Origin of the sequence: Streptomyces sp. NPDC005266, from assembly GCF_040607655.1 — a bacterium.
In the GTDB taxonomy this organism is placed as follows: domain Bacteria; phylum Actinomycetota; class Actinomycetes; order Streptomycetales; family Streptomycetaceae; genus Streptomyces.
Window position 1 is genome coordinate 40,877 of the sequence record NZ_JBEXHC010000016.1, and the last position, 24,155, is coordinate 65,031.

Annotated in this window: 20 protein-coding genes and 1 tRNA gene; 4 read left to right on the forward strand and 17 right to left on the reverse strand. The window is 70.6% G+C overall.

What is annotated here, in order from left to right; translation table 11 throughout:
* Positions 1–15: 15 nt before the first annotated feature.
* Positions 16–372, reverse strand: coding sequence for a PRC-barrel domain-containing protein (locus ABZU99_RS24820; RefSeq protein ID WP_355945339.1), 357 nt, complete (start codon positions 370–372; stop codon positions 16–18).
* A 211-nt stretch (positions 373–583) separates the two neighbouring features.
* Between ABZU99_RS24820 and ABZU99_RS24825 the strand changes: the two genes are divergently transcribed.
* Positions 584–754 carry a hydrophobic protein gene (locus ABZU99_RS24825; RefSeq protein WP_355945336.1) on the forward strand — a complete coding sequence of 57 codons (171 nt, stop codon included), beginning with the start codon at positions 584–586 and terminating at the stop codon, positions 752–754.
* Between the two features lie 120 nt (positions 755–874).
* Here ABZU99_RS24825 and ABZU99_RS24830 read toward each other — a convergent pair whose 3' ends face one another.
* Both ABZU99_RS24830 and ABZU99_RS24835 read right to left on the reverse strand, forming a co-directional pair.
* Entirely contained in the window at positions 875–1,726 is an 852-nt protein-coding gene (locus tag ABZU99_RS24830) for an RNA polymerase sigma factor SigF (protein WP_355945693.1), read from the reverse strand.
* Between the two features lie 418 nt (positions 1,727–2,144).
* Entirely contained in the window at positions 2,145–2,519 is a 375-nt protein-coding gene (locus ABZU99_RS24835; protein ID WP_356047886.1) for a hypothetical protein, read from the reverse strand.
* Here ABZU99_RS24835 and ABZU99_RS24840 point away from each other — a divergent pair.
* The 3 genes from ABZU99_RS24840 (at position 2,435) to ABZU99_RS24850 (ending at position 5,489) form a co-directional block, all read left to right on the forward strand.
* A complete protein-coding gene (locus ABZU99_RS24840; protein ID WP_355945333.1) occupies positions 2,435–2,740 on the forward strand; it encodes a Scr1 family TA system antitoxin-like transcriptional regulator in 306 nt (101 codons plus the stop codon). The genes ABZU99_RS24835 and ABZU99_RS24840 overlap by 85 nt on opposite strands.
* Before the next feature lie 18 nt (positions 2,741–2,758).
* Positions 2,759–3,019, forward strand: a complete 261-nt coding sequence (locus ABZU99_RS24845) for a hypothetical protein (RefSeq protein WP_356047824.1) — start codon at positions 2,759–2,761, stop codon at positions 3,017–3,019.
* 322 nt (positions 3,020–3,341) lie between these two features.
* Positions 3,342–5,489 (forward strand): NACHT domain-containing protein, encoded by a 2,148-nt coding sequence (locus tag ABZU99_RS24850; protein ID WP_356047882.1) that lies wholly within the window; start codon positions 3,342–3,344, stop codon positions 5,487–5,489.
* A gap of 140 nt (positions 5,490–5,629) precedes the next feature.
* Here the strand turns inward: ABZU99_RS24850 and ABZU99_RS24855 are convergent, their stop codons facing one another.
* The 14 genes from ABZU99_RS24855 to bldG form a co-directional block, all read right to left on the reverse strand.
* Positions 5,630–5,842: a hypothetical protein gene (locus ABZU99_RS24855; protein ID WP_356047826.1), complete on the reverse strand. Its 213-nt coding sequence runs from the start codon at positions 5,840–5,842 to the stop codon at positions 5,630–5,632.
* Positions 5,839–6,600 carry a DNA alkylation repair protein gene (locus ABZU99_RS24860; protein WP_356047828.1) on the reverse strand — a complete coding sequence of 254 codons (762 nt, stop codon included), beginning with the start codon at positions 6,598–6,600 and terminating at the stop codon, positions 5,839–5,841. Before ABZU99_RS24860 ends, ABZU99_RS24855 begins: the two co-directional genes overlap by 4 nt.
* Positions 6,601–6,786: 186 nt before the next feature.
* The gene (locus ABZU99_RS24865) at positions 6,787–7,338 is read right to left on the reverse strand and encodes a hypothetical protein (RefSeq protein WP_356047830.1); all 552 of its coding nucleotides are present in this window, start codon (positions 7,336–7,338) and stop codon (positions 6,787–6,789) included.
* A gap of 192 nt (positions 7,339–7,530) precedes the next feature.
* Positions 7,531–7,604 (reverse strand) — tRNA-Thr (locus tag ABZU99_RS24870).
* A gap of 108 nt (positions 7,605–7,712) precedes the next feature.
* On the reverse strand, positions 7,713–9,254 hold the full coding sequence (locus ABZU99_RS24875; RefSeq protein ID WP_355947318.1) for an alpha/beta hydrolase: 1,542 nt from the start codon (positions 9,252–9,254) through the stop codon (positions 7,713–7,715).
* 92 nt (positions 9,255–9,346) lie between these two features.
* Positions 9,347–10,585: a DNA polymerase III subunit delta' gene (locus ABZU99_RS24880; protein ID WP_355947316.1), complete on the reverse strand. Its 1,239-nt coding sequence runs from the start codon at positions 10,583–10,585 to the stop codon at positions 9,347–9,349.
* A gap of 181 nt (positions 10,586–10,766) precedes the next feature.
* On the reverse strand, positions 10,767–14,135 hold the full coding sequence (tmk, locus tag ABZU99_RS24885) for a dTMP kinase (protein ID WP_356047832.1): 3,369 nt from the start codon (positions 14,133–14,135) through the stop codon (positions 10,767–10,769).
* A gap of 112 nt (positions 14,136–14,247) precedes the next feature.
* Positions 14,248–17,097 (reverse strand): type I DNA topoisomerase, encoded by a 2,850-nt coding sequence (gene topA / locus ABZU99_RS24890; protein ID WP_356047834.1) that lies wholly within the window; start codon positions 17,095–17,097, stop codon positions 14,248–14,250.
* A 208-nt stretch (positions 17,098–17,305) separates the two neighbouring features.
* On the reverse strand, positions 17,306–17,503 hold the full coding sequence (locus tag ABZU99_RS24895) for a hypothetical protein (RefSeq protein WP_355947308.1): 198 nt from the start codon (positions 17,501–17,503) through the stop codon (positions 17,306–17,308).
* A gap of 287 nt (positions 17,504–17,790) precedes the next feature.
* Positions 17,791–19,371 (reverse strand): class I SAM-dependent methyltransferase, encoded by a 1,581-nt coding sequence (locus ABZU99_RS24900; RefSeq protein ID WP_356047836.1) that lies wholly within the window; start codon positions 19,369–19,371, stop codon positions 17,791–17,793.
* A 155-nt stretch (positions 19,372–19,526) separates the two neighbouring features.
* Complete coding sequence (locus ABZU99_RS24905) at positions 19,527–20,108, reverse strand: small secreted protein (protein WP_355947304.1); 582 nt, start codon at positions 20,106–20,108, stop codon at positions 19,527–19,529.
* Positions 20,109–20,345: 237 nt separating this feature from the next.
* Positions 20,346–22,784 (reverse strand): sodium-translocating pyrophosphatase, encoded by a 2,439-nt coding sequence (locus tag ABZU99_RS24910; protein WP_356047837.1) that lies wholly within the window; start codon positions 22,782–22,784, stop codon positions 20,346–20,348.
* A 490-nt stretch (positions 22,785–23,274) separates the two neighbouring features.
* Entirely contained in the window at positions 23,275–23,715 is a 441-nt protein-coding gene (locus ABZU99_RS24915; protein WP_355947298.1) for an ATP-binding protein, read from the reverse strand.
* An 89-nt stretch (positions 23,716–23,804) separates the two neighbouring features.
* Positions 23,805–24,146, reverse strand: coding sequence for an anti-sigma factor antagonist BldG (gene bldG / locus ABZU99_RS24920; protein ID WP_014061729.1), 342 nt, complete (start codon positions 24,144–24,146; stop codon positions 23,805–23,807).
* Positions 24,147–24,155: the final 9 nt, after the last annotated feature.

Consider the following 24,155-nt stretch of genomic DNA (forward strand, 5'->3'; position numbering starts at 1 on the left):
TCAGCGGCGGGGGTCTCAGCGACGGGCGAGCTGCCGTTCGCCCGCCGCGCCCGGCTGGTACGCCTTCCCGTAGTGCTGGAAGATCGCCCCCTCCTGCTCGGCGGGCAGCACGTCGTCCAGACCGATCGAGGGCGCCTTCTTCACCAGCCCCCGCCCGTACGGGACCTTGACATAGTCCGGTCCGACGATCGCGTCGTCGATGGGGACGAACACCAGGCGGTGACGGGTGGGCAGGCCGGTCCGGACCGTGGCCATGGCGGGCTCGTCGGTGGTCGTGGCCACATAGATCGCCTCGAGCGCCCCGATCTTGCGGCCCTGCTCATCGACGACATCCCGGTCGCGCCACTCACGGATATCGGCTGGCTGGATCATCACGTATCACCCTCTGACCTCTGCCCTTCCAGCCTGCCCCGGCTTCTGCCGGGACGCCAGGCCATCCATCCACCGGGGGTACACGGCCGTGGGGCATGGGGCCAAATCCCCCCGCACCGCACCCACTTGCCCGCGCAGCCCTCGATGCGCCCGAAATGATCAGGCATGCCTGATTCGCCGGGGGGTACTCGCGACCCGGAGGTTGATAGCCATGGTCCCCTTGATTGTCGTTCTTCTTCTGGCCCTGCTGCTCTTCGGTGCCGGGTTCGCCCTGAAGGCCCTGTGGTGGATCGCCGTCATCGTGCTCGCGGTCTGGCTGCTCGGCTTCATCGTCCGGCCGGCGGCCCCCGGTGGCCGCCGGGGTCGGTGGTACCGCTGGTAGACCACCCGAACAGACACACCGGACACACCTGGGGCCCGGCCGGAGAACCTCCGGCCGGGCCCCATGACATAGCGACGACCGCCGCTACTGGTTGACCTCGGTGATCGAGTCAGCCTCCGCTCACTCGGCGAGCATCCCGCGCCGCAATCGGGTGAGCGCCTTCGTGAGCAGCCGGGAGACATGCATCTGCGAGACGCCGAGCTCGGCGCCGATCTCCGACTGCGTCATCTCTTCGCCGAACCGCATCTGCAGAATCCGGCGGTCCCGCTCATCGAGCTCCTCCACCAGCGGCTTGAGGGCGTGGAGGTTCTCCACGATCTCCATCGCGGGGTCGACGTCACCGAACCGGTCGGCGTACGTCGTCACCCGGCTGGCCCCCCCGCTCTCATTGTCGGCGGGCGCGTCCAGGGAGGTGGTCAGATAGCCATTGCTGGCCACCAGCCCGTCGATGACCTCTTCCTCGCTCAGCTTCAGATGCTCCGCGAGCTCAGTGGTCGTCGGCGACCGGTCGAGCCGCTGGAAGAGGTCCTCGTTGGCCTTCGCGAGGTCGATCCGCAGCTCCTGGAGACGGCGCGGGACGTGCACCGCCCAACTCGTGTCCCGGAAGAACCGCTTGATCTCGCCGACGATGTACGGCACCGCGAAGGTGGTGAACTCCACCTCCCGGGTCAGATCAAACCGGTCGATCGCCTTGATCAGCCCGATCGTGCCGACCTGGATGACGTCTTCCATCTCCACCGAGCGGTTACGGAACCGCCGGGCGGCGTACCGGACCAGCGACAGGTTGAGCTCGATCAGGGTGTTCCGCACGTACTGGTACTCGTGCGTCCCCTCTTCGAGCTCCGTCAGCCGGTCCAGGAAAGTCTTCGTCAGCGCCCGCGCGTCCTTGGGCGCCACCTTCGTCGGGTCCTCAACGCTGGGCAGTCCGGCGACCTCGACTTCACTTACCTGCTCAGCTTCGGCTGCTGCCAGCTCTGACGTCGTAACGGGTGCCGTGCCGTTCACGTCGCACTCCCTCTATCTCGGCTGTCCGCTCGGGCTGATTGAGGACCCGTCTACCCCGGTTCCCACCTCTCACACCTCATCCGTTTGTCCTGCGGCACGCCGGAGAGGCGATATGCCATCAAACCGGAACATAACCACCCGGATTGACGAGGTCCATCCGGGCATCGCCGTCATGGAACGCGTCATCGGCGAGGACGACGCCCCCTTGGGCCGGTCGTCGGCCGGCCCAAGGGGATCCGCCGCCTGCCGCACACCGCGCCGCATCCCCAGGACAGCGAAAGGCCCAGATCACACGATGTGACCTGGGCCTCTATCGGAGCCGCCTAAGGGAATCGAACCCTTGACCGACGCATTACGAGTCAGCACATGATCATCCCACTCTTGATCAACATTGCCTGACTCCGCTCAAACCCGGCGGGCCGTCGGGCCGTGCGTGCCGATAGCGGATCCGCAGGTCGCGGAAGGCCCCCAGCTGAATCAGCAGCCGGTGCACCTCACGGGCGAGGGGCGTCCACAGCAGCATGCTCGCCGGATGGCCGTCCACCACGAGGACGGCGTCGAGCCAGCGTTCCGCCGCCGGTCTCAGTACGGGCAGCCGAGCACCGTCGCGATGTGCGGCGGCCCGCTGGGCGACCTGCTGGATGGTGGCTTCCTCGTCGAGTTCGCTGGCGTGCCGTGACGGTACCCAGCGTTTCAGCGGGCGCAGGGCACGCAGCAACTCCAGCCGCCGGGGCAGCGGCGAGTTGGCGGCCAGCCGCACTGGTCTGGCGGCGAGGTAGTTCGCGTCGCCACGGGGCGACGCTGTGGCCGCGACATGAACAGGGACACCGGCGAAACGTGGTGCTCGGCGAACAGGCCCTCTACACCAACTTCGGCGGCCCGGAGGTGATGAAGGGGCAGCTCGACCGCCTGCTGGCGGTGATGCGCCTTCCCCGGCTGAGCCTGGGCATCATCCCCCGATCCGCACCCGTCGGCATCTGACCCGGCAACTCCTTCTCGATGTTCGACGACAAGCTCGTCCTCGTAGAGACCTACTCGGCGGAGTTCTCCGTCACCCAGCCCCGAGAAATCGAGCTGTACGCCAAGGCGTTCGCCCTCTTGAAGCAGTCAGCGGTCTACGGCCCTGCAGTCCGAGACCTCAATCCTCACAGCGATTCACCACTTCGATCAGATGCCAAGCGACTAGGAGACCAAGATGCAGCCCGTGGCCGCCCCGAACTGGCGTACCAGCTCCTACACGGGGACAGAGAACTGTGTTGAAGTGGCCGACAACGACCCGAAGCACGTGATGGTCCGGGACACGAAGGCCCGCGACCGGGGGCTCATGGCCGTCCAGCGAACCGCCTGGACGGCATTCGTGGAGTTACGCCAAGCGGGGGTAGGTCTGGGGTGTCCTGTGGGCCCTCTGAGGCGGGTCGACGGGTTGTTTTCCGGCTCGCGTGCCATGCCGCGCTCGCCAGCGGGGCGAGGCCGCACCGACGGTCCTGGGCGGACTTCCTGGCCGGCCACGTCCCCATCCTGCTGCCACGAGACACAGCCCGCTCCTACACTGCTCGTACACCTGACAGCAGTGGGGGCTAGGGTGACGCCGAAGAGACCGGACGACCAGCCGACGGTGCGCAACGACGTGAGCGCGCCCGTCCACGGTCCGCTCATCCAGGCCGGGGCGGTGGGCGACGTGCACTACCACGCCCCGGCCGACCCGCCTCCCCCTCCTCCTGCCCCGCCGTTTCCCCGTCGGCTGCGGACCGCTCGGCGGGTGGCGGCGGTCGTGCTTGCCTGCTGCGGCGCTGCGTGGGCCGTGCTGCGGTGGTGGGGGCCCGTGGACGGTCCGGTGCCTGGCTGGATAGGGGCAGCCGCGTTACCGGCGGCCGTGCTGCTTTGGATGTGGTGGCCCGGTGCGTGGCGGCACGACGACTGGCGGCGGGCCCAGCGTCTGGCCGTGCATGTGGCGAACGGTGAGGGTGATCAGCAGCTGCTGTTGACGGGCGGTGAGCACGCAAAGATAGACCTCCGCTTTCGGCACGTCCCGACGCGTGGCGCCGAGCCGGAGAACGCCGCGGCCGACGGCCACCTGATGCCCGATACCGACGGTGAGGGCGGCATCGGCGCCTACTACCGTGCCCTGCGGCCCGGCCGCCTGGTGATCACGGGCCCGCCGGGCGCGGGCAAGACCACAGCGGCGCTGGAGCTGGTCATCGATCTCGCCTCGCGCCGTGTACCCGACAGCCCCGTGCCCGTACGTGTGCCGCTGAGCGGCTGGGACCCGACCACGACGCAGCTCACTGACCTGCTAATCGACCACCTGGTCCGCGTCTACGACTACCCGCCCTCCCGGGCGCGCCAGTTCATCGAGGACGGGCTCGTACTGCCGGTCCTCGACGGTCTGGACGAGATGGACCCGCCCCGTTCCGACGGCAGCCCTGATCCGGCCGCCCCGCGCGCCCGGGAGGCACTGCGGCGGCTGAATGAGCTGCGCAGGGGAGCGCACGCCGGTCCCGTCGTCGTCACCTGCCGCTCCGACCTGTACACGGTGCTAGGAAAGCGGGCGGGGAACCGGCCCGCGGTCCGCCTCAAGCACGCGGCTCACATCACGATCGAGGGCGTACGGCAGCAGGAGGCCCGCGAATTCCTGGCCGCCCACGTCGGCGAGCTCGAGCGGCTCGACGCCCTGTTCGCCGGGCTCACCGCGCGGCCCCGCGTCGCGGAGGCGCTGCTCACACCCTGGCGCCTGAGCCTGACAGCCGCGGTCTACGCCGAGGACGGCGATCCGGCCGAGCTCACCCGGTTCACCTCCACGCCAGAACTGAACCGCTTCCTGATGGACGCGTACATCCCGGCCGTGGTGGGCGCGCACGAACGCCGCGGGTACCGCTTGGCGCGGGTCCACCGCTGGCTGCATCGGCTGGCCCGGCACGTCACCTCCACGGAAGGCAGGGGACGCGACATGTTCCGGCCACACGAGCTGTGGGTGGTGCCCGGCCGGTGGACCGTTGCTGTCCCCTATCTGGCGGTGGTCGCGACGGTGGCCTTCGCGTTCTTCCGGCTCGTTCCGGACGTGACCGGCGCGAGTCAGTGGGACGCTTACTGGCTGACCTCCGCACCGGTACTGGTGGCCATCTGGGTGCTGTTCGCAGAGCCGCGGAGGCTGCAATCTCCCTGGCGTCTGATCAAGCGGTGGCCCGCGTACTCCGCCGCCTTCATCATCCCGACGCTCGTCCTCATACCGTGGCATATCCAGCAGGCAGGGCTCATCCGCGGCCTCCTCTACCCGGTCTACATTCTGTACACGGCGTGGATGTACACGGCGATGGCGACCAAACCGGAGGACACCGCATGCTCGGTGCACGTCCTGCGTGACGATCTGAAGGTCGCGTGCGGATTCGGAGTCATGGGTGGTGCCACGATCCTTTTCAGCGGTGCGGCCCATGGGGAACTGCGAGGCAGCATTCCCCTCGCGGCGGGCTACGCGCTGTACAGCCTGCTGCTGTTCAACGGCGCGAACCTCCGCTACCGCCTGTCCCAGCTGTGCTTCTTCGGTCGCCTCCCCCTCCTCCTCAATCCCTTCCTCGACTGGTCCGTGCAAGCGGGCCTGTTGAGGCGTGCCGGTTCCGCCTACCAGTTCCGCCACCGTGAGCTGCAGGTTTGGCTCGCCGCCAACCCCACCCCGCCTGCTTCGCCGGGAGACGGCCGACAGCCAGGCGCCTCCGCCGGATTTCCGCCCCAGTGAGGGGCCGAAAGGCAGCCCGTTCAGACCCCAGTACGGGAGCAGACCGAGGTCCACCCGGGTCATGACGGCCGGCGCCGACTCGAGCAGCTTGGCCAGGCCCGCGCCAGACTTCGGCGTATGCATGGCGACCTCGACACCCATCAGCCGCGCCGCCCGAAGCGGCTCGCCTGCTCGCCGACGGCGATGTCCGGCGCATTGCCGTTCGCCGGGAAGAACGAGAAGCCGAAACCGCCGTCCAGCCCGAACACGACCTCCTCGTCCACCTCGTATCCGCCGGCCGCGAGAATGGCGCACTGGCAGGCCGTCTCACAGTGGATGCCCCGCCGGTGGAGGTAGCGGCCGGTCACGTTCATCGCGTCTCTCCCTGTCCCAGTGCCATCAAGGACCGCCGCATCTGCGGGTCCATCTTCTCCACCGCGTACCGGAACGTGTCGCGGGTCATTTCGGTGTGCCAGGTGCGCAGGAACTCGGCCACCTCGCCGGAATGGACCTCGGCGGTGACCTTGAGCAGCCAGCCGCAGCCCTTCTGCACGTAGACGTGGTCGTCGTGCATCAGCCGGACGCAGTTGTCGAAGACGTGCGACAGCGGCAGCTCGAAGACCGTCCGGCCCACCTTGCGCCGGACGAACTTCACGACTGCCACGTTCGCGGCACGCCTGGCCCACGGGGAGGTGGACTCGACCCAGCGCCGTGTCCGTGGGATCAGCTCCAGATGCCCGAGGAAGAACGGATACAGCAGCTTCAGACACATGTCGTCGCACTGCGCCCAGTTGGACACGTACGTCTCCAGCCAGTGCTCGCAGCGGTCCAGCAACTCGCCGCCGAATCCGGTCTTGGCGACCTTGTGCAGGACCGCGAAGCCCAGCAGCACCTCCTCGTGGTGCTCGGCGCGCGCCAACACCGCCTCCGCCAGGAGCAGTCGCGTCGCCGCGGAGATGTCGGGCCGGTCACGGAAGTAGTCGGTGGCGATCTCGGCGACCGCGGCGTTGCCGACCCCGAGCGCCCGGATCTCGTGCGGGAAGTACCGCTGCATTCTCGCCGCGAAGTCCGGATCCGCCCGGCCCGCGAGCGTCTTCAACAAGTCCTCGGCGAGCGCTGGAACATCCGTCATGAGGTGCCGATCGTGAGTTTGAGTGGCTGGGTGGTCACCGGCCGCGGTGCCCGTTCCAGCCGCGGCTTGCTCTGCATGACGTACTCGTACTCCTGCTGCATCTCGACCACGGCCCGGATCGTGTCCTTCGAGCGGTCCGCCAGGTTCCGCCCGCCAGGCCCCACCACAGGTACCAGTTCTTGTGGCTCAGATAGGCGTCACGGACGAAGTCGAGCCTCTCCCGATCGGCAAGGATGGCCGGCTCCACATAGAAGGCGGGGACGAAAGTGCCCTGCCCCTCCCGCAGGATCGGTCATCCAGCCCCAAGATGATCCACGCGTAGTTGGCGGCTGCGGACTCTGGATCCTCCGGCCATACCTGGTGGCAGAACAGGCAAGTCGAACCCTCCTCCCTGCCGTCGGCGACCATGGCCCACTGCTCACAATCAGGGCACTTCACCGTCACGTCAGCGACCTTGGCTAGCTCGCTCCGGAGGTCATTCATGCGCTGTTTGACCAGCGTCTCAATGCCCTTGAGCTTCAACCGGAACGTGTCCATGTCCTGCTCGACGCCCATAGCTTCGGCGGGTTCGAGCCCCGGGATGAGGTGCCTGTGGATGAACGTAATCAGGAAGTCGAGCACCCTCGCTGCACGGGACTCGATGGCATACGCGTTGTACTTCAGCCCGTAGTGCTGAAGGGCATTGCGGTGGTCTGAGAGCTCTTTGATCCGTTTCCGGTCCTTGTAGGTGTAGAACAATGACCAGACCGCCGTACGCCCGCCCCCATCATCGCCCTTGGCCACCGCTGCTGCACGCCATTTGCACGTCTGGCCACCGGTCGGCCACCGGCGGCTGCCACGAGGTCCGGAACGAAGTCGCGTGAGGGCACAGGCCCCTGGGGAGAATTACGAAGGTCCAGGTCAGACGGCGTCTGTCCTGGACCTTGTCGGAGCCGCCTAAGGGAATCGAACCCTTGACCTACGCATTACGAGTGCGTCGCTCTGGCCGACTGAGCTAAGGCGGCATGCTGCGGGCGCCAGTATGGGCAGCCGCAGCGTCGCCAAGTCTACACAGTTTCGAGGGGTGCTCCGTACGGGGAGGGACGGAGGGCCGGGGCGGGGGTTCGGGCTGGTCAGGGGCAGCGCTTGCGGGGGGCGGGAGGGCGTCCGGTCAGGAGGTAGGTGTTGATCGCGGTGTCGATGCAGCGGCTGCCTCGGCCGTAGGCGGTGTGGCCATCGCCGTCGTAGGTGAGGAGGGTGGCGGAGGAGAGCTGAGCGGCGAGGGAGCGGGCCCAGCGGTAGGGGGTGGCGGGGTCGCGGGTGGTGCCGACGACGACGATGGGGGCGGCGCCCTCGGCGTGGAGCCGGTGGGGCGTGCCGGTCGGGTGGACGGGCCAGTAGGCGCAGTTCAGGGCGGCCCAGGCGAGGGTCCTGCCGAAGACGGGGGATGCCCTTTCGAAGGCGGGGACGGCCTTCTCGGCCTGGGCGGGCGTGCGGAAGGCGGGTGGGAGGTCGAGGCAGTTGACGGCCGGGTTGGCGTACATGAGGTTGGCGTACGAGCCGTCGGTGTCGCGCTCGTAGTACAGGTCGGCGAGGTTCAGCAGGCCGCCGCCGTTGCCGCGCATCGCGGAGCGGAGGGCGGTGCGCAGCTGGGGCCAGCCGGTTTCGTCGTACATGGCGGCGATCACGCCCATGGTGGCGAGGGACTCGCCCAGCTTGCGGGACTCGCCGGTGCGCACCGGGTGGGAGTCCAGTCGGGCGAAGAAGGCTTCAAGCCGGTCGCGGGCGGCGGCCACGGTGCGGGTGCCCAGGGGGCAGCCGTCGCGGCGCACACAGTCCTTGGCGAAGGCGGTGAAGGCGGTTTCGAAGCCGGCGGTCTGGTCGCGGTTCATGCGCTCGGCGGACAGCGCGGGGTCGAGGGCGCCGTCGAGGACGAGACGGCCGACGCGGCGGGGGTGGAGGTCGGCGTAGGTCGCGCCGAGGAAGGTGCCGTAGGAGGCGCCGACGTAGTTGAGCCTCTTGTCGCCGAGGGCGGCGCGCAGCAGGTCCATGTCGCGGGCCGACTCGACCGTCGAGACATGGCCGAGGATCCTGCCGGAGCGGGCGGCGCAGCCGCGGGCGAACTTCTTGTACGCGGCGACCAGCCGCGCGGTCTCGGCGGGGGCGTCGGGCGTCTGGTCGGTCTGGGTGAAGGCGTCCATCTGCTTGTCGCTCAGACAGCGGACGGGCTCGCTGTCGGCCACGCCGCGCGGGTCCATGGCCACCATGTCGTAGCGGGCTCGCACCCGCGCCGGGTAGCCGACGGCCGCGTAGCTCTGCAGATAACCGATCGCGGAGCCGCCCGGACCGCCCGGGTTGACCAGCAGCGAGCCGAGCCGTCTGCCGGCGCCTGTCGCCTTCTTCCGGGAGACGGCGAGCCGCAGGTCCCGGCCTGTGCCGGGCTGGGCGTAGTCGAGCGGGGCCTTGAGCGTGGCGCATTCGTACCCCGCGTCACCGCAGGGGCGCCAGCTCAACGTCTGTTCGTAGTACGGCTTGAGGGCCGCCGGTACGGCCCTCGCAGGCATCGACGCGGCGCTCGGCTGCGAGGCACCAGCCGAGCAGCCGGTGAACAGCAGCCCGGCGGCCGCGACCGCGGCGCCGAGAGGGGAGAGCGTACGGCGGCGTCTGATGTCCATCGGCGGATCCCTCGGTTCGCGGTCGAGTCGCTAACGGAGCGTATCCGTCTGAACACGCTCCATGCGCATTCGGGCGAACCCGTACGAGTGACTCAGCCCGCGCGCAGCGCCATGGTCATCGCCTCGACCGCCAGCAGCGGCGCCACATTGCGGTCCAGCGCCTGGCGGCACGCCGTGACCGCCTCTATCCGGCGCAGCGTCCGCTCCGGCTTCGAGCCGGCCGCCACCCGCTCCAGGGCGTCGCGCACATCAGTGTTGGCGAGGGCGATCCGCGAACCCAGCTGGAGGGCCAGCACATCCCGGTAGAAGCCCGTCAGATCGGTGAGCGCGAGGTCGAGGGTGTCGCGCTGGGTGCGGGTCGCGCGGCGCTTCTGGCGGTCTTGGAGGTCCTTCATGGCACCGGCGGTGCCGCGCGGCAGCCGTCCGCCCGTGCCCGCGGCGGCGCCGAGCGCGGCGCGCATCTCCTCGGTCTCCTTGGTGTCGACCTCCTCCGCCACCTGCTTGGCGTCCTCGGCCGCGGCGTCGATCAGCTCCTGGGCCGCCTTGAGACAGCCGCCGACGTCGTCGACGCGCAGCGGAAGCCTCATGACCGCGGCGCGGCGGGCACGCGCCCGCTCGTCGGTGGCCAGCCTGCGGGCGCGGCCGATGTGGCCCTGGGTCGCGCGGGCGGCGGAAGCGGCGAGCTCGGGGTCGATGCCGTCACGGCGGACCAGGAGATCCGCGACGGCCTCCACCGGCGGCGTACGGAGGGTGAGGAGGCGGCAGCGGGAGCGGATCGTGGGCAGCACATCCTCCAGGGAGGGCGCGCACAACAGCCATACTGTGCGCGGCGCGGGCTCCTCGACGGCCTTGAGGAGGACATTGCCCGCGCCCTCGGTGAGCCGGTCGGCGTCCTCCAGGACGATCACCTGCCAGCGGCCGCCCGCAGGCGACAGCTGGGCGCGGCGGACGAGATCGCGGGTCTCCTTGACGCCGATGGAGAGCATGTCCGTACGCACCACCTCAACATCGGCGTGCGTGCCGACGAGGGCGGTGTGGCAGCCGTCGCAGAAGCCGCAGCCGGGGGCGCCGCCGAGCGCCCGGTCGGGGCTGACGCACTGCAGCGCGGCGGCGAAGGCACGGGCGGCGGTGGCCCGCCCGGAGCCGGGCGGGCCGGTGAACAGCCAGGCGTGGGTCATCCTGGACGCCGCCCCGGACCGGGCGCGGGCGTCGTCCGCGGCCCCGGTCTCGCCCTGGGCGACGGTCGTGACCAGCGCGTCAGCGTCCCGCGCGGCAGCCGTCAGCTGGGCCGCTACACGGTCCTGCCCGACCAGGTCGTCCCACACCGCCATGGCTGCCTCCGCTGTTCGTGCTTACGGCATCCCATTGTGGGCCACCCCGCTGACAGCGGGCGCCGCGGTCCGGCGGCGGCGCCCGCCGGCCCCGCAGTCAACAGCGGCGCCCGCCGTCCCCGCAGTCAACAGCGGTGGCCGCCGTCCCCGCAGTCAACAGCGGTGGCCGCCGTCCCCGCAGTCAGCGGCGGTGGCCGCCGTCCTCGTCGTCGTGCGGGCCCAGCAGCTCGTCGGCGAGCGTCGGCAGATCGTCCAGCGGGGTCTCTTCCGCCCACTCCGGGCGGCGCCGGGCGGAGCGGCGCGACGACTCGGCGCCGCCCCGAGGCCCGGCCTCAGGCCCGCCGCGAGGCCCGGCCTGGCCCTGGCCGTACTGCGGCATCTCGCGCGTGCGCTCGCTCCCCGGCTCGTGCCCCTGGCCGTGCCCCTGCCCCTGGCCCTGGCCCTGCTCCTCGCGGAACAGCCACGACGGCACCCGGTCCGCCGGGTCGGCGGCACGCTCGTCCCGTACGGGCGGCAGCACGGCCGTCTCGTCGGCCGCGTTCGACGCCGGGGCGTCGGCGGGCGGCTTGGGGAGGACGGCCGTCTCCTCGACGTCCGGGCCGTCCTGGGGGCGTACGGGCGGCAGCACGGCGGTCTCATCGGCCGCGTTCGAGGCCGGAGCGTCGGCGGGCGGCTTGGGGAGGACGGCCGTCTCCTCGACGTCCGGGACGTCCTGGGGGCGTACGGGCGGCAGCACGGCGGTCTCATCGGCCGCGTTCGAGGCCGGAGCGTCGGGGGAACCGCCGGTCCGCGGGTCGAAGCGAGGCGTCCGGACGGTCTTTGACGCGTCCGCGCCGCCCCCCGGGTCCCTGGGGGCCTGCGGGGCCCCGGACCGGCCCTCGTCCTCGGCCGGCCGGGCCGGGGCCTCGGTCTCCACCGTCGGCGTCTCGGCCCCCGAGGGCGCCGAGGACGCCGAGGGCGCCGAGGGCGCCGAGGGCCTCGCCTCCGCCACCTGCCGTGCCTGTTCCGCCCGCAGCAGCGCCTCCTCGGCCCTGCGCTGCTCCTCCTGACGGCGCGCATCCGCCTCGGCCCGCTGCCGGGCCTCCGTCTCCGCCTGGAGGCGGCGACGCTCCTCCTCGGCGGCGCGGGCCCGGTCCTCGGCCTCGATGCGCTTACGGTCCTCCTCGGCCCTGCGGCGCGCGTCCTCGGCCCGCTGCCGGGCCGCCTCCGCCTGCCGCTCGGCCTCGCGCTGCCGCGCCTCCTCCAGCTCGCGGCGCTTGCGCTCCTCCTCCTCGGCGCGCGCCTTGGCGAGTGCCGCCTGGCGCTCGCGCTCCAGCCGCTCCTCCTCGGCCTTGCGCGCGGCCTCTTCCGCCGCCCTGCGGCGGGCCTCCTCCTCGGCGGCCTTACGGGCCTCCTCCTGGGCCTTCACCTCCGCCTCCGACAGCGGCAGCATCTGGTCCAGGCGGTGGCGCACCACGGAGGTGACCGCCTCGGGCAGCTGCCCGGCGTCGACGACGAGATAGCGGGCCGGGTCGGCGGCGGCGAGGGCCAGGAATCCGGCCCGTACGCGCTGGTGGAACTCGGCGGGCTCGGACTCCAGCCGGTCGGGGGCCTCCGTAAAGCGCTCACGCGCGGTCTCGGGCGAGACGTCCAGCAGCACTGTCAGATGCGGCACCAGGCCGTTGGTCGCCCAGCGCGAGATACGCGCGATCTCGGTCGCGGCGAGGTCGCGCCCCGCGCCCTGGTAGGCGACGGAGGAGTCGATATAGCGGTCGGAGATGACGACCGCGCCGCGCTCCAGCGCCGGACGGACCACGGTGTCGACGTGCTCGGCGCGGTCCGCCGCGTACAGCAGCGCCTCCGCGCGGTGCGAGATCCCGGCGGACGAGACATCGAGCAGGATCGAGCGGAGCCGCTTGCCGATGGCGGTCGCGCCCGGCTCACGGGTCACCACCACCTCGTGGCCCTTGGCCCTGATCCATTCGGCCACCGCCTCGACCTGCGTGGACTTCCCCGCTCCGTCGCCGCCCTCGACGGCGATGAAGAAGCCTGTGGCAGCCGGGCCCTCCACCGCGTCCCCGCCGCGCAGCGCCTCGCGCAGATCGCGGCTCAGCGGGACGCCCTGCCGGTCGTCGGTCCTGCCGAGGACGAGCGCCGCGACGGGCAGCAGCAGCGCGCCGACGAGCATGAGCGTGAAGGCGGCGCCGCCGTGGGCGAAGACGAAGTCGCCGCTGCCCAGCCGGTGCGGTCCGATGGCGGCGGCGAGCAGCGGGGCGACGACCGCGCCGAGGCCGACGAAGACTCGGACGGCTGCGTGCAGGTGCTCGGTCATCCGGGGGCGGCGGGACTCCTCGGACTCCTGGTCGAGGAGGGCGTGGCCGGTGTGGGCGGCGACGCCGGCCGACAGGCCCGCGAGCAGGGCGATCAGTACGACGGTCGTCGCGTCGTGCACCAGGCCCGCCGTCAGCAGCGCGAGGCCCGTCAACGCGACCGACATCGCCAGCAGCCGACGCCGCGACAGGCCCGGGAGGACCTTCGGCGCCCAGCGGATGCCGAGGGCCGGGCCGCCGCTGAGGACGAGGACGAGCAGCGAGAAGCCGACCGGACCGCCGCCGAGGTCGACGGCCTGCAGCGCGGCGACGCCCACGGCCGCGGCGATCGCGGCCGCCACCCCGGCGCAGGAGAGCACCAGCAGCGGGACGGCGCCGGTGCGGCCCTTGTCGGTGCCGGTGCCGGACGCGGCCCGGGGACGGCGCAGCCCTTCGAGAGGGGAGCGCGTACGGGTCGTCCGCGCGCTGGGCAGCTCGATGAAGTAGAGGATCGAAACGGAGGCGGCGAAGAGCCCGGCGCCGACGTACGAGCCGAGGGCGGCCTGGTGGCCGTGGAACCACTCCACGCCGGTGCCCAGCAGCCTGGAGATGAGTGCGACGACGAGCAGCCCGGCGGCGGCGATCGGCAGCGTCAGGAAGTTCGTCCGCAGGGAGAGCCGGCGCAGCCCGTCGAGGTGGTCGGGCAGCGGCCGTACGGCGGCGCCCTCGGCGGGCGGGGCCGGAAGCAGCCCGGGGGCCGCTTCGTCCTTGGCGACGGTCCACAAGCGCTCGGCGACGCCGAGGACGAAGGTGGTGATGAGCAGCCAGGCGACCGCGTCGTTGGGGGTCCAGTCGATCCACAGCGGGGCGATGAGGAGCAGGACGAGCCGCAGGACATCCGCGCCGATCATGGTCCAGCGGCGGTCCAGCGGACCGGAGGGGCCGATCAGCGCGGAGAGTGGCCCGAGCAGCACCGCCCCGAACAGCACCGTCGCAAAGAGCCGTACGCCCAGGACGGCGGCGACGGCGAAGCCCGCTCCGCGATAGCCGCCGCCGAAGGAGCCCGCGGCCACCGACGCCTGCAGCGACAGGAGGATGAGCACCAGCACGGCGAGCGCGTCGGCGGTGCCGCCGACGAGCTGGGCACTCCACAGCCGCCGCAGGGGCGGATAGCGCAGCAGGGCTCGTACGGCACGCTCGCGGGAGTCCGCGGCAAGGGCGCCGGAAGTGGGGGTCACGTCCGTTGGCTGCTCTCGCGTCATCCCGCCAGCCTATCCGGATCACATGGATCCACGTCCCCCCGGCCGAACAAACGGGCGGGGGGACGTGCGGCGTGCGGAGATTGCTCCGCCTTGTGCCGCTTTGGCCGCCGGGTCACTCCCCGTCGGCTGCCGACTCCCCGGCCGCCTTGGCCGCCGTCGTCTTCTTGGCGGCGGTCTTCTTGGCCGTGGTCGTCTTCTGCGCCGTGGTCGTCTTCTTCGCCGCGGTCTTCTTGGCGGCGGTCTTCTTGGCCGTCGTCTTCTTGGCGGCGGTCTTCTTCGCCGTCGTCTTCTTGGCGGTCTTCTTGGCCGGGCCCTTGGCGCGCTTCTCCGCGAGCAGCTCATAGCCGCGCTCGGGGGTGATCGCCTCGACGTCGTCGTCCCGGCGCAGCGTCGCGTTGGTCTCGCCGTCCGTGACGTACGGGCCGAAGCGGCCGTCCTTCACCACGACCGGATTCCCGCTGACCGGGTCGGTGCCCAACTCCTTCAGCGGCGGCTTGGCCGCGGCCCGGCCGCGCTGCTTGGGCTGCGCGTAGATCGCCAGCGCCTCTTCCAGTGTGATGGTGAAGATCTGCTCCTCGCTGTCCAGCGAGCGCGAGTCGGTGCCCTTCTTCAGATACGGGCCGTAGCGGCCGTTCTGTGCGGTGATCTCCTCGCCGGTCGCGGGATCGACGCCCACGACGCGGGGCAGCGACAGCAGCTTGAGCGCGTCCTCGAGTGTCACCGTGTCCAGCGACATCGACTTGAGCAGGGAGGCCGTCCGCGGCTTGACCGCGTTCTTACCGCTCTTGGGGGTGTCCTCGGGCAGCAGCTCGGTGACATACGGGCCGTAGCGGCCGTCCTTGGCCACAATGGTCCGCCCGGTCCCCGGGTCCTTCCCCAGCACGCGTTCACCGCTCGGCTTGGCGAGCAGTTCCTTGGCCAGCTCGACGGTCAGCTCGTCCGGCGGCAGGTCCTCGGGCACATCGGCGCGCTGCCCCGGCTCACCCTCCACGGCGGACGGCTTCTCGACGTACGGGCCGTAGCGGCCCACACGCAGCACGATGCCGTCCCCGACGGGGAAGGACGAGACCTCGCGGGCGTCGATCGCCCCCAGGTCGGTGACCAGCGCCTTCAGTCCGCCCAGATGGTCCTCGTCGGGCGGGCACCGGTCGAGGTCCTCCGTGCCGAAGTAGAAGCGGCGCAGCCACGGCACGGCCTCGGCCTCGCCCCGCGCGATGCGGTCGAGGTCGTCCTCCATCTTCGCGGTGAAGTCGTAGTCGACGAGGTAGCCGAAGTGCTTCTCGAGCAGGTTGACGACCGCGAAGGAGAGGAAGGACGGCACAAGAGCCGTGCCCTTCTTGAAGACATAGCCGCGGTCGAGGATGGTGCCGATGATCGACGCATAGGTCGACGGACGGCCGATCTCCCGCTCCTCCAGCTCCTTGACCAGCGAGGCCTCGGTGTAACGGGCCGGGGGCTTGGTCGCGTGGCCGTCGGCCTGGATCTCCTCGGCCGTGAGCGGGTCGCCCTCGCTGACCTGCGGGAGGCGGCGCTCGCGGTCGTCGAGCTCGGCGTTCGGGTCGTCGGCGCCCTCGACGTAGGCCTTGAGGAAGCCGTGGAAGGTGATGATCTTGCCGGAGGCGGAGAACTCGGCGTCCCGGCCGTCGCTGGAGCGTCCGCCGACCTTGACGGTCACGGACTGACCGACCGCGTCCTTCATCTGGGAGGCGACGGTGCGCTTCCAGATCAGTTCGTAGAGACGGAACTGGTCGCCGGTCAGCCTGGTCTCGGCCGGGGTGCGGAAACGGTCGCCCGACGGCCGGATCGCCTCGTGTGCCTCCTGGGCGTTCTTGACCTTGCCCGCGTAGGTCCGGGGCTTGTCCGGCAGGTAGTCCGCGCCGTAGAGCTGCGTGACCTGCCTCCGGGCCGCCGCCACCGCCGTGTCGGACAGCGTGGTGGAGTCGGTACGCATATAGGTGATGAAGCCGTTCTCGTACAGCTTCTGCGCGACCTGCATCGTCGCCTTGGCACCGAACCCGAGCTTGCGCGACGCCTCCTGCTGGAGGGTGGTCGTACGGAACGGGGCGTACGGCGAGCGGCGGTACGGCTTCGACTCGACGGAGCGCACCGAGAAGACGCTGTCCTGAAGCGCGGCGGCCAGTGCCCGCGCATTGGCCTCGTCCAGGTGCAGGACCTGGGCGCCTTCCTTGAGCTGTCCGTTCGGACCGAAGTCGCGGCCCTGCGCGACGCGGCGGCCGTCGACACTGCTCAGACGCGCGCCGAAGGTCCCGGGGTCCGAGGCGTCACCGGCGCGGCCGGTGGCGAAGGTGCCGGTCAGGTCCCAGTACTCCGCGGAGCGGAAGGCGACGCGCTCGCGCTCCCGCTCGACGACGAGCCGGGTGGCCACGGACTGCACACGGCCGGCCGACAGCCGCGGCATGACCTTCTTCCACAGGACCGGCGAGACCTCGTAGCCGTAGAGACGGTCGAGGATGCGGCGGGTCTCCTGCGCCTCGACCAGGCGCTGGTTCAGCCCGCGGGGGTTGTCCACGGCCTGGCGGATCGCGTCCTTGGTGATCTCGTGGAAGACCATCCGGCGGACCGGGACCTTGGGCTTGAGGACTTGCTGGAGATGCCAGGCGATGGCCTCGCCCTCGCGGTCCTCATCGGTGGCGAGGAAGAGCTCGTCGGACTCCGCCAGCAGCTCCTTCAACTTGCTGACCTGGCTCTTCTTATCGCTGTTGACGACGTAGATCGGCTCGAAGTCCGCACAGACATTGACACCGAGACGCGCCCACGACTCGCCCTTGTACTTGGCGGGCACCTCGGCCGCGCCATTGGGCAGGTCCCGGATGTGCCCGACGCTCGCCTCGACCACGTAGCCCGGGCCGAGGTAGCCCTTGATCGTCTTCGCCTTGGCAGGCGACTCGACGATGACGAGTCGGCGGCCGCCCTGTGCGGTCTCGCTGGTGGTCGGGGACAACTTGGCTCTTCTCTCCGGTCGACGCTCGGTGAACGGGCACTGTCGCGTGATTACGCGTACACGCCCCCTCTACGGTGACGCTGCGGAGTGTGACGGTACATCCCGCCCTCGTGTCAAACGGAAAAAGCCCGCAACGCCACTCGAACGGTAACCCGACAACCGACCTGTCTGCCGCCCGGAGCGGCACAAGCCATCACGGAAGGCCCTGTCAGGCGTAACCCAGGCACCAGATCCCGCCGCCGAGCGCGGCGATGCCGAAGAGAAGGGAGAGCGTCGCCGAAGCGACAGGGCTCACACCGTGCGCGACCGGCGCACGCAGCCGCAAACGCGCCGCCGTCCACAGCAGCAGCGCGGCGCCGAACGACACGAATGCCGTTCCGGCGAAGATCGCAGGTCCGCTCTCCATGGCGGGATCCTGGCACGCGCGAGAGGCGTGAGCGCGAACCCGGGGTGAACGGCACACGACCGGCCCTACCGGCCATCTTCATACGCTCTGCGTACCGCTCGTCCCGTATGCCACCCACGTCGCGTACGCCCCGTTGGCCCTGGCTCGCCCCACAAGCCCCGTAGGAGGGTGCAGTAAGCCCTCCCGAGTGCCCTGTGAGCCCCTCCGCGCCCCCGCACGGCATCTTCCTGCCATACGGAGACGGGGGCGCGGCACAGTCACACCGGCGCACGCCCGCCCGGTACGCGTCATGCGCCCCCGCCGCCCCCGTTCTCGACCGGCAGCAGAAAGCCCTGGTCCACCAGGAGCCGGATGGACTCCGGGGTGCGGTCGCGCAGCACCACCGGGTCCTCCCCGAGCAGCTGCGCGATCGCGTCCAGAATCCGGCCCGCGCTGAGCGTGCCGTCGCACACGCCCGCGAAGCCCGCACCGACCGTGTCGACCTTCGTGGCCCGCCGCATCCCGCGGTGCTGCCGGAGCACCACATGCTCGGGGTCCTCGGCCCCGGGCAGGCCCACCTGCTCCTGTACGACCTCGTCCGCCAGCCGGAAGCGTGAGGCCAGCAGCGCCGCGTCGTCGTGCGTCCGCAGAAAGTCCTGCCGGGCGAAGTGGGCGGCGACCTCGTCCCCCAGCGGCTGCTCGACCGGATGCGGCCATTCCTCCACGGTCACCGACGGCCGCTCGGCGCCGGACCTGCGCAGCGTGATCCAGCCGAAGCCGATGGCCCTGGTCTTGCGCGCCTCGAACTCCTCCAGCCACGCGTCGTAGCGCGCCGCGTACGCCTCCGCCCCGGCCAGATGCTCGCCCGCGTCGCGCAGCCACAGCTCGGCGTACTGCGTGATGTCCTGCACCTCGCGCTGCACGATCCACGCGTCACAGCCGGCGGGCACCCAGGAGGCGAGCCGCTCGCGCCAGTCCTCCCCCTCGATGTGCTGCCAGTTGGCCAGCAGCTGGCACCAGCCGCCGTCGGTGAGATGACCGGCCGACCGCCGGACGAGGGTGCGGCACAGATCGTCCCCGGCCATGCCGCCGTCCCGGTAGACGAGCTCGGAGCCGTCCGGGGAGGGCGGGGAGATCACAAAGGGCGGATTGGACACGATCAGACCGTATGTCTCGCCCTCGACCGGCTCGAAGAGCGACCCTTCGCGCAGATCGGGCTCCGGCGCCCCGGACAGGGCGAGGGTGAGCCGGGCGATGTCCAGCGCGCGCGGATTGCGGTCCGTGGCGGTGACCCGCCCGGCGTGCCGGCCCGCGTGCAGCGCCTGGATGCCGGAGCCGGTGCCCAGGTCCAGGACGCGGTCCACCGGGCCCGGGACGGTGAGACCGGCGAGCGTGGTGGACGCGCCGCCGATCCCGAGGACGAGCCGGGAGCGGTCCACGCCGCCGCGCGCGCCGCCCGGTCCACCGATGCCGCCCGCGCCGCCGACCGCGCAGCCCAGATCGGAGACGATCCACCAGTCCTGGCCCTCGGGACCGCCGTACGGCCGCACATCCACGCTCGCGCGCACCTGCGCACCGTCCCGCACCAGCCAGCCGTCGGCCAGGCAGTCCTCGACGGGCAGAGCGGCAGCGGCCCGCTCGTACGAGGCGGGCCGCTGCAGCAGAAAGAGCCGCACCAGGGTCTCCAGCGGGCTCCCGCCCCGGGTCGCGCGCAGCGCGGGGACGGTCTCGCTGCGCGCCAGAGCGGCGTAGGCGGGCGCGCCGAGGAGATCCAGCAGGCCGTCGGCGGTGAAGGAGGCGGCCAGCAGCGCCTCGCGGAGGCGGGCGGTGCGATCGGGGTCGGCGACGGGGAGACGGAACAGGGCCTGGTGCGTACTCACGCCCCCCATTGTCGGGGCATCCGCCGACAGCGGGCGACGACAGGCGGCATCGCCGGCGTCGGTCGGCGCTGACGGGCCGACAAGGGGGGCGTGGCGCGGGGGCCTTGGTTTCCGGTCGCGTCCGTCAAGACTGCGCCGCGTCCGTCAGGACTGCGCCGCGTCCGTCAAGACTGCGTGGCGGTGCCGGCGCCGCCCGTCGTGCTCGGCTTCTGGCAGCCGGGCTGCTTGGCCATCGCCGTGCCGACCTCTCCCTCCTGCAGCTTCTGCAGGGCCTTGTCGCCGGACGTGCTGATCTTGTTGAGCTCGTCGGCGACACCCTTGAGCCCGTCGGCGAACTTCGACTTGTCCGAGGTCTCGAGCTTGTCGACGGTCGTCCCCAGCTTCTTGTAGGCCCGGGAGGTGGCGTTGAGCTCCTTGACCGCTTCCTTCTGGGTCTGCTCGCCGTTGTCGACGGGCGGCGGTCCCGCCTTGCTCACCGCCTTGGCGAGCGCCGCGTACGACTCGGAGATCTGCCGGAACGCCGCGGAGTCCGTCTGCTGAAGCTTCTTGGAATCCTGCTCGTCGGCGGCGCCCTGGATCGAGGCGTTGGCCCCCTGGATCTTCTTCAGCTGCGGCTGCACCTCGTCGCAGACCGACTTGGCCCAGTCGTTGACCTTCTTGTCGCCATCGTCACCGCCCCCGCAGCCGGTCAGCGCCAGTACGAGTGCCGCACCGCCGGACAGTGCAGCCACAAGCTTCTTGTTCACCGGGTTGGTCCCTTCCATGGCTCTCGGCCCCGGAACATACACGTCCATCCGGCGGAGTCCGCAGAACGAGCACCCTGTATGGATGCTTTTAAGACCATATGAGCCCGGTCCGGTGTGCCGATGGCCTCACTGCGCGGAAGGCGCGGGACGGCATACGGACGGGCGGGCGGTCTGCCTTCGCACACCGCCCGCCCGCATGTCGCGGGGGCTCTCCCGGCCCCGCGGCCGGCCCCGGAGCTAGGACACCACCGCCGATTCGGCTGACTTCGCGACGCGCTCGGAGTTGTCTTCGTCACCCACGGCGATCCCGCGCCGCTTGGAAACGTAGACGGCGGCCACGATGATCACGATGGCAAGCGCCGCGATCACCGCGCGCAGCCCCGGGCTGGCGTTGTCCCCGTACGAGAACTTCACCACCGCCGGGGCGATCAGCAGCGCCACCAGGTTCATGACCTTCAGCAGCGGGTTGATCGCGGGGCCCGCGGTGTCCTTGAACGGGTCGCCGACCGTGTCGCCGATCACCGTCGCGGCGTGCGCCTCGCTTCCCTTGCCGCCGTGGTGCCCGTCCTCGACCAGCTTCTTCGCGTTGTCCCAGGCTCCGCCGGAGTTCGCGAGGAAGACGGCCATCAGGGTGCCGGTGCCGATCGCGCCCGCCAGGAACGAGCCGAGCGCGCCGACCCCGAAGGTGAAGCCGACGGCGACCGGCGCCATGACGGCGAGCAGACCCGGAGTGGCCAGCTCGCGCAGCGCGTCCTTGGTGCAGATGTCGACGACCCGCCCGTACTCCGGCGTCTGGCTGTAGTCCATGATCCCGGGCTTCTCCCGGAACTGCCGCCGCACCTCGAAGACCACCGCGCCCGCCGACCGCGACACCGCGTTGATCGCCAGCCCCGAGAAGAGGAAGACGACTGCGGCGCCGAGGACGAGCCCGACGAGATTGTTGGGCTGCGAGATGTCCAGACTCAGATTCATCTCGCCGGCCACGGTCGTGTGCACTTCCCTGATCGCCTCGGCGATGGCGTCGCGGTACGAGCCGAAGAGCGCTGCCGCGGCGAGCACCGCCGTCGCGATCGCGATGCCCTTGGTGATCGCCTTGGTGGTGTTGCCGACCGCGTCGAGGTCGGTGAGCACCTGCGCGCCCGCGCCCTCGACGTCACCGGACATCTCCGCGATGCCCTGTGCGTTGTCGGAGACCGGGCCGAAGGTGTCCATGGCGACGATGACGCCGACCGTGGTCAGCAGACCGGTGCCGGCGAGCGCGACCGCGAACAGCGCCAGCATGATCGAGGTGCCGCCGAGCAGAAACGCGCCGTAGACGCTGAGCCCGATCAGCGCCGCCGAGTAGACCGCGGACTCCAGGCCCACCGAGATCCCGGAGAGGATCACGGTGGCCGGGCCGGTCAGCGAGGTCTTGCCGATGTCCCGGACGGGGCGCCGGGTGGTCTCGGTGAAGTAGCCGGTGAGCTGCTGGATGAGCGCGGCGAGCACGATGCCGATGGCGACGGCGACGAGCGCGAGCACGCGCGGGTCTCCCTGGTGGCCGAGGATCCCGCGGTCGGTGACGCCGTCCAGGTCCGCGTAGTGGGACGGCAGATAGGCGAAGGCCGCGGCCGCCACCAGTGCCATCGAGATCACCGCGGAGATGAAGAAGCCACGGTTGATGGCCGTCATCCCGCTGCGGTCGGCGCGGCGCGGGGCCACGGCGAAGATCCCGATCATGGCGGTGATCACCCCGATGGCCGGGACGAGCAGAGGGAAGGCCAGGCCCGCGTCGCCGAATGCGGCCTTGCCGAGGATCAGCGCGGCCACCAGCGTCACGGCGTAGGACTCGAAGAGGTCTGCGGCCATACCCGCGCAGTCGCCGACATTGTCGCCCACGTTGTCCGCGATGGTGGCGGCGTTGCGCGGGTCGTCCTCGGGGATGCCCTTCTCGACCTTGCCGACGAGGTCGGCACCGACGTCGGCGGCCTTGGTGAAGATGCCGCCGCCGACTCTCATGAACATCGCGATCAGCGCGGCACCGAGGCCGAAGCCCTCCAGCACCTTGGGCGCGTCGGCCGCGTACACGAGCACCACGCAGGAGGCGCCCAGCAGGCCGAGGCCCACGGTGAACATGCCGACGACACCGCCCGTACGGAAAGCGATCTTCATCGCCTTGTGCGAGACCTCCGTCAGATCCACGCTCGGCTTACCGGGCGCGGACGAGGCGGAATCGCCGTTGACGGGGGTGGTGGGCGCCGCGGGGGTGGCTTCCCGGGCGGCGGCGGCGACGCGCACATTGCTGCGCACCGCGAGCCACATCCCGATATAGCCGGTGGCCGCCGAGAATCCCGCGCCGATCAGAAAGAACACCGAACGCCCGATGCGCTGCGGCCAGTCATCGGCCGGCAAGAGCATGAGCAGGAAGAACACCACCACGGCGAATCCGCCGAGGGTGCGCAGCTGCCGGGCCAGATAGGCATTCGCGCCTTCCTGCACGGCCGCGGCGATCTTCTTCATACTGTCCGTGCCCTCGTCGGCCGCGAGGACTTGTCGTACCAGAACCACCGCGACCGCGAGTGCCGCGATCGCGACGGCGGCGATCACCAGTACGAGCACACGGTTGTCGTCGGTCAGCTCTGCGGCGGCCAGGGTTGGGGTGAGGTCCAGCTGATGAGGGGTGAGAGGCCCCGCCATTCGTCCTCCTTGACGTTTGGCACATGGGCGCGCGCAGCAGTTCTGCGACCGCAGAAGAGCCGCCACGCTCAGGCGTCCTGAGCTCAAGATGTGGACGGATTGTAGGGAGCGTCACACGATCAAAACAGGGCGCCGGAATGGGAATTCGCCTGCACCAGCGAAGATCAATAGGTTTCGCTCCGGGAATTCCTTCGAAAGAATCAAGGTCGACAATCCATTGACGGGCGCCGAATGATCTCTATAAATGATCTGAGGGCGCTGTGAAAAACTGCTGCTCAGAGCGGTCCGGGGGAGGGACGCGACAGATGGTGACGGCGGACGCCGAGGGGTGACCGGGCCGGTACGGAGGCCCTGGCCGCGGGCATGCCAACCACCGGACCGGCGATCATGAAAACGGCCGGACCGGTGGTCCCGAAAGGGTCAGAACGGGTCCCAGAGGGCTCGGGGCCCGCTCCACAAGACGGCTATGGGAGACGGCCGCGGGAGACGGCTACGGCACGAGGGCCTGCGGAGAGGTCGGCCAGCTCATCCGGATCACGCCACCGGTCGCGCTGCTCTTCACCTCGACGTCGTCGACGAGCCCGCTGATGACGGCGAGACCCATCTCGTCCTCACCCTCCGGCTCGGCGGCGCCCTCGTCGTCCACATCCGGATGGGAGCCGGGCATCATGCTCGCGGAGGTCGGGGACTCGTCCCCGACCTCGATGGAGAACTTCTTCTCCTCCTCGGTCAGCACCACCCGCACCGGAGCCTCCACCCCATTGCTCAGATGGAGCCCGACCGCACGCGTGCAGGCTTCGCCGACCGCAAGCCGCACCTCGTCGAGCACGGCCTCATCCACCCCCGCCCGGCGCGCCACGGCCGCCGCCACCAGACGGGCGGTCCTGACATGCTCGGGCAGCGCGCTGAAGCGGAGTTCGACGGTGGCCATGCCATCCCCCTCGGGCGTATGGGCGTGCATATCGGGGGGCCGGGCGATGTCGCCCGGAACCCCCTTCCGTGTCTTCCGGCGGCGACCAGTCAGTCAGTCGCCGCGACAGCGTCCTCGACCGAGGTGTGAATCGGGAACACCTTGGTCAGGCCGGTGATGCGGAAGATCTTCAGAATGCGCTCCTGGTTGCAGACCAGGCGCAGCGAGCCCTCATGGGCTCGCACTCGCTTGAGCCCGCCGACGAGCACGCCGAGCCCGGTGGAGTCGAGAAAGTCGACGCCCTCCATGTCAACGACGAGGTGGTAGTTGCCGTCGTTGACAAGCTCGACCAGCTGCTCGCGCAGCTTGGGCGCGGTGTATACATCAATCTCGCCACCGACCTCGACGACCGTGCGGTCGTCGACGGTCCGAGTCGACAGGGACAGGTCCACGGATCCTCC

Excerpts from the sequence above, each read along its gene's own strand:
- ABZU99_RS24915 (WP_355947298.1), bottom strand. The coding sequence starts at position 23,715 with ATGGCCACCGTCGAACTCCGCTTCAGCGCGCTGCCCGAGCATGTCAGG.
- ABZU99_RS24900 (WP_356047836.1), bottom strand. The coding sequence starts at position 19,371 with ATGGGGGGCGTGAGTACGCACCAGGCCCTGTTCCGTCTCCCCGTCGCC.
- tmk (WP_356047832.1), bottom strand. The coding sequence starts at position 14,135 with ATGACGCGAGAGCAGCCAACGGACGTGACCCCCACTTCCGGCGCCCTT.
- ABZU99_RS24855 (WP_356047826.1), bottom strand. The coding sequence starts at position 5,842 with ATGAACGTGACCGGCCGCTACCTCCACCGGCGGGGCATCCACTGTGAG.
- ABZU99_RS24895 (WP_355947308.1), bottom strand. The coding sequence starts at position 17,503 with ATGGAGAGCGGACCTGCGATCTTCGCCGGAACGGCATTCGTGTCGTTC.
- ABZU99_RS24845 (WP_356047824.1), top strand. The coding sequence starts at position 2,759 with ATGTTCGACGACAAGCTCGTCCTCGTAGAGACCTACTCGGCGGAGTTC.
- ABZU99_RS24820 (WP_355945339.1), bottom strand. The coding sequence starts at position 372 with ATGATCCAGCCAGCCGATATCCGTGAGTGGCGCGACCGGGATGTCGTC.
- ABZU99_RS24880 (WP_355947316.1), bottom strand. The coding sequence starts at position 10,585 with ATGGCGGTGTGGGACGACCTGGTCGGGCAGGACCGTGTAGCGGCCCAG.
- ABZU99_RS24910 (WP_356047837.1), bottom strand. The coding sequence starts at position 22,784 with ATGGCGGGGCCTCTCACCCCTCATCAGCTGGACCTCACCCCAACCCTG.
- ABZU99_RS24825 (WP_355945336.1), top strand. The coding sequence starts at position 584 with ATGGTCCCCTTGATTGTCGTTCTTCTTCTGGCCCTGCTGCTCTTCGGT.
- ABZU99_RS24875 (WP_355947318.1), bottom strand. The coding sequence starts at position 9,254 with ATGGACATCAGACGCCGCCGTACGCTCTCCCCTCTCGGCGCCGCGGTC.
- ABZU99_RS24860 (WP_356047828.1), bottom strand. The coding sequence starts at position 6,600 with ATGACGGATGTTCCAGCGCTCGCCGAGGACTTGTTGAAGACGCTCGCG.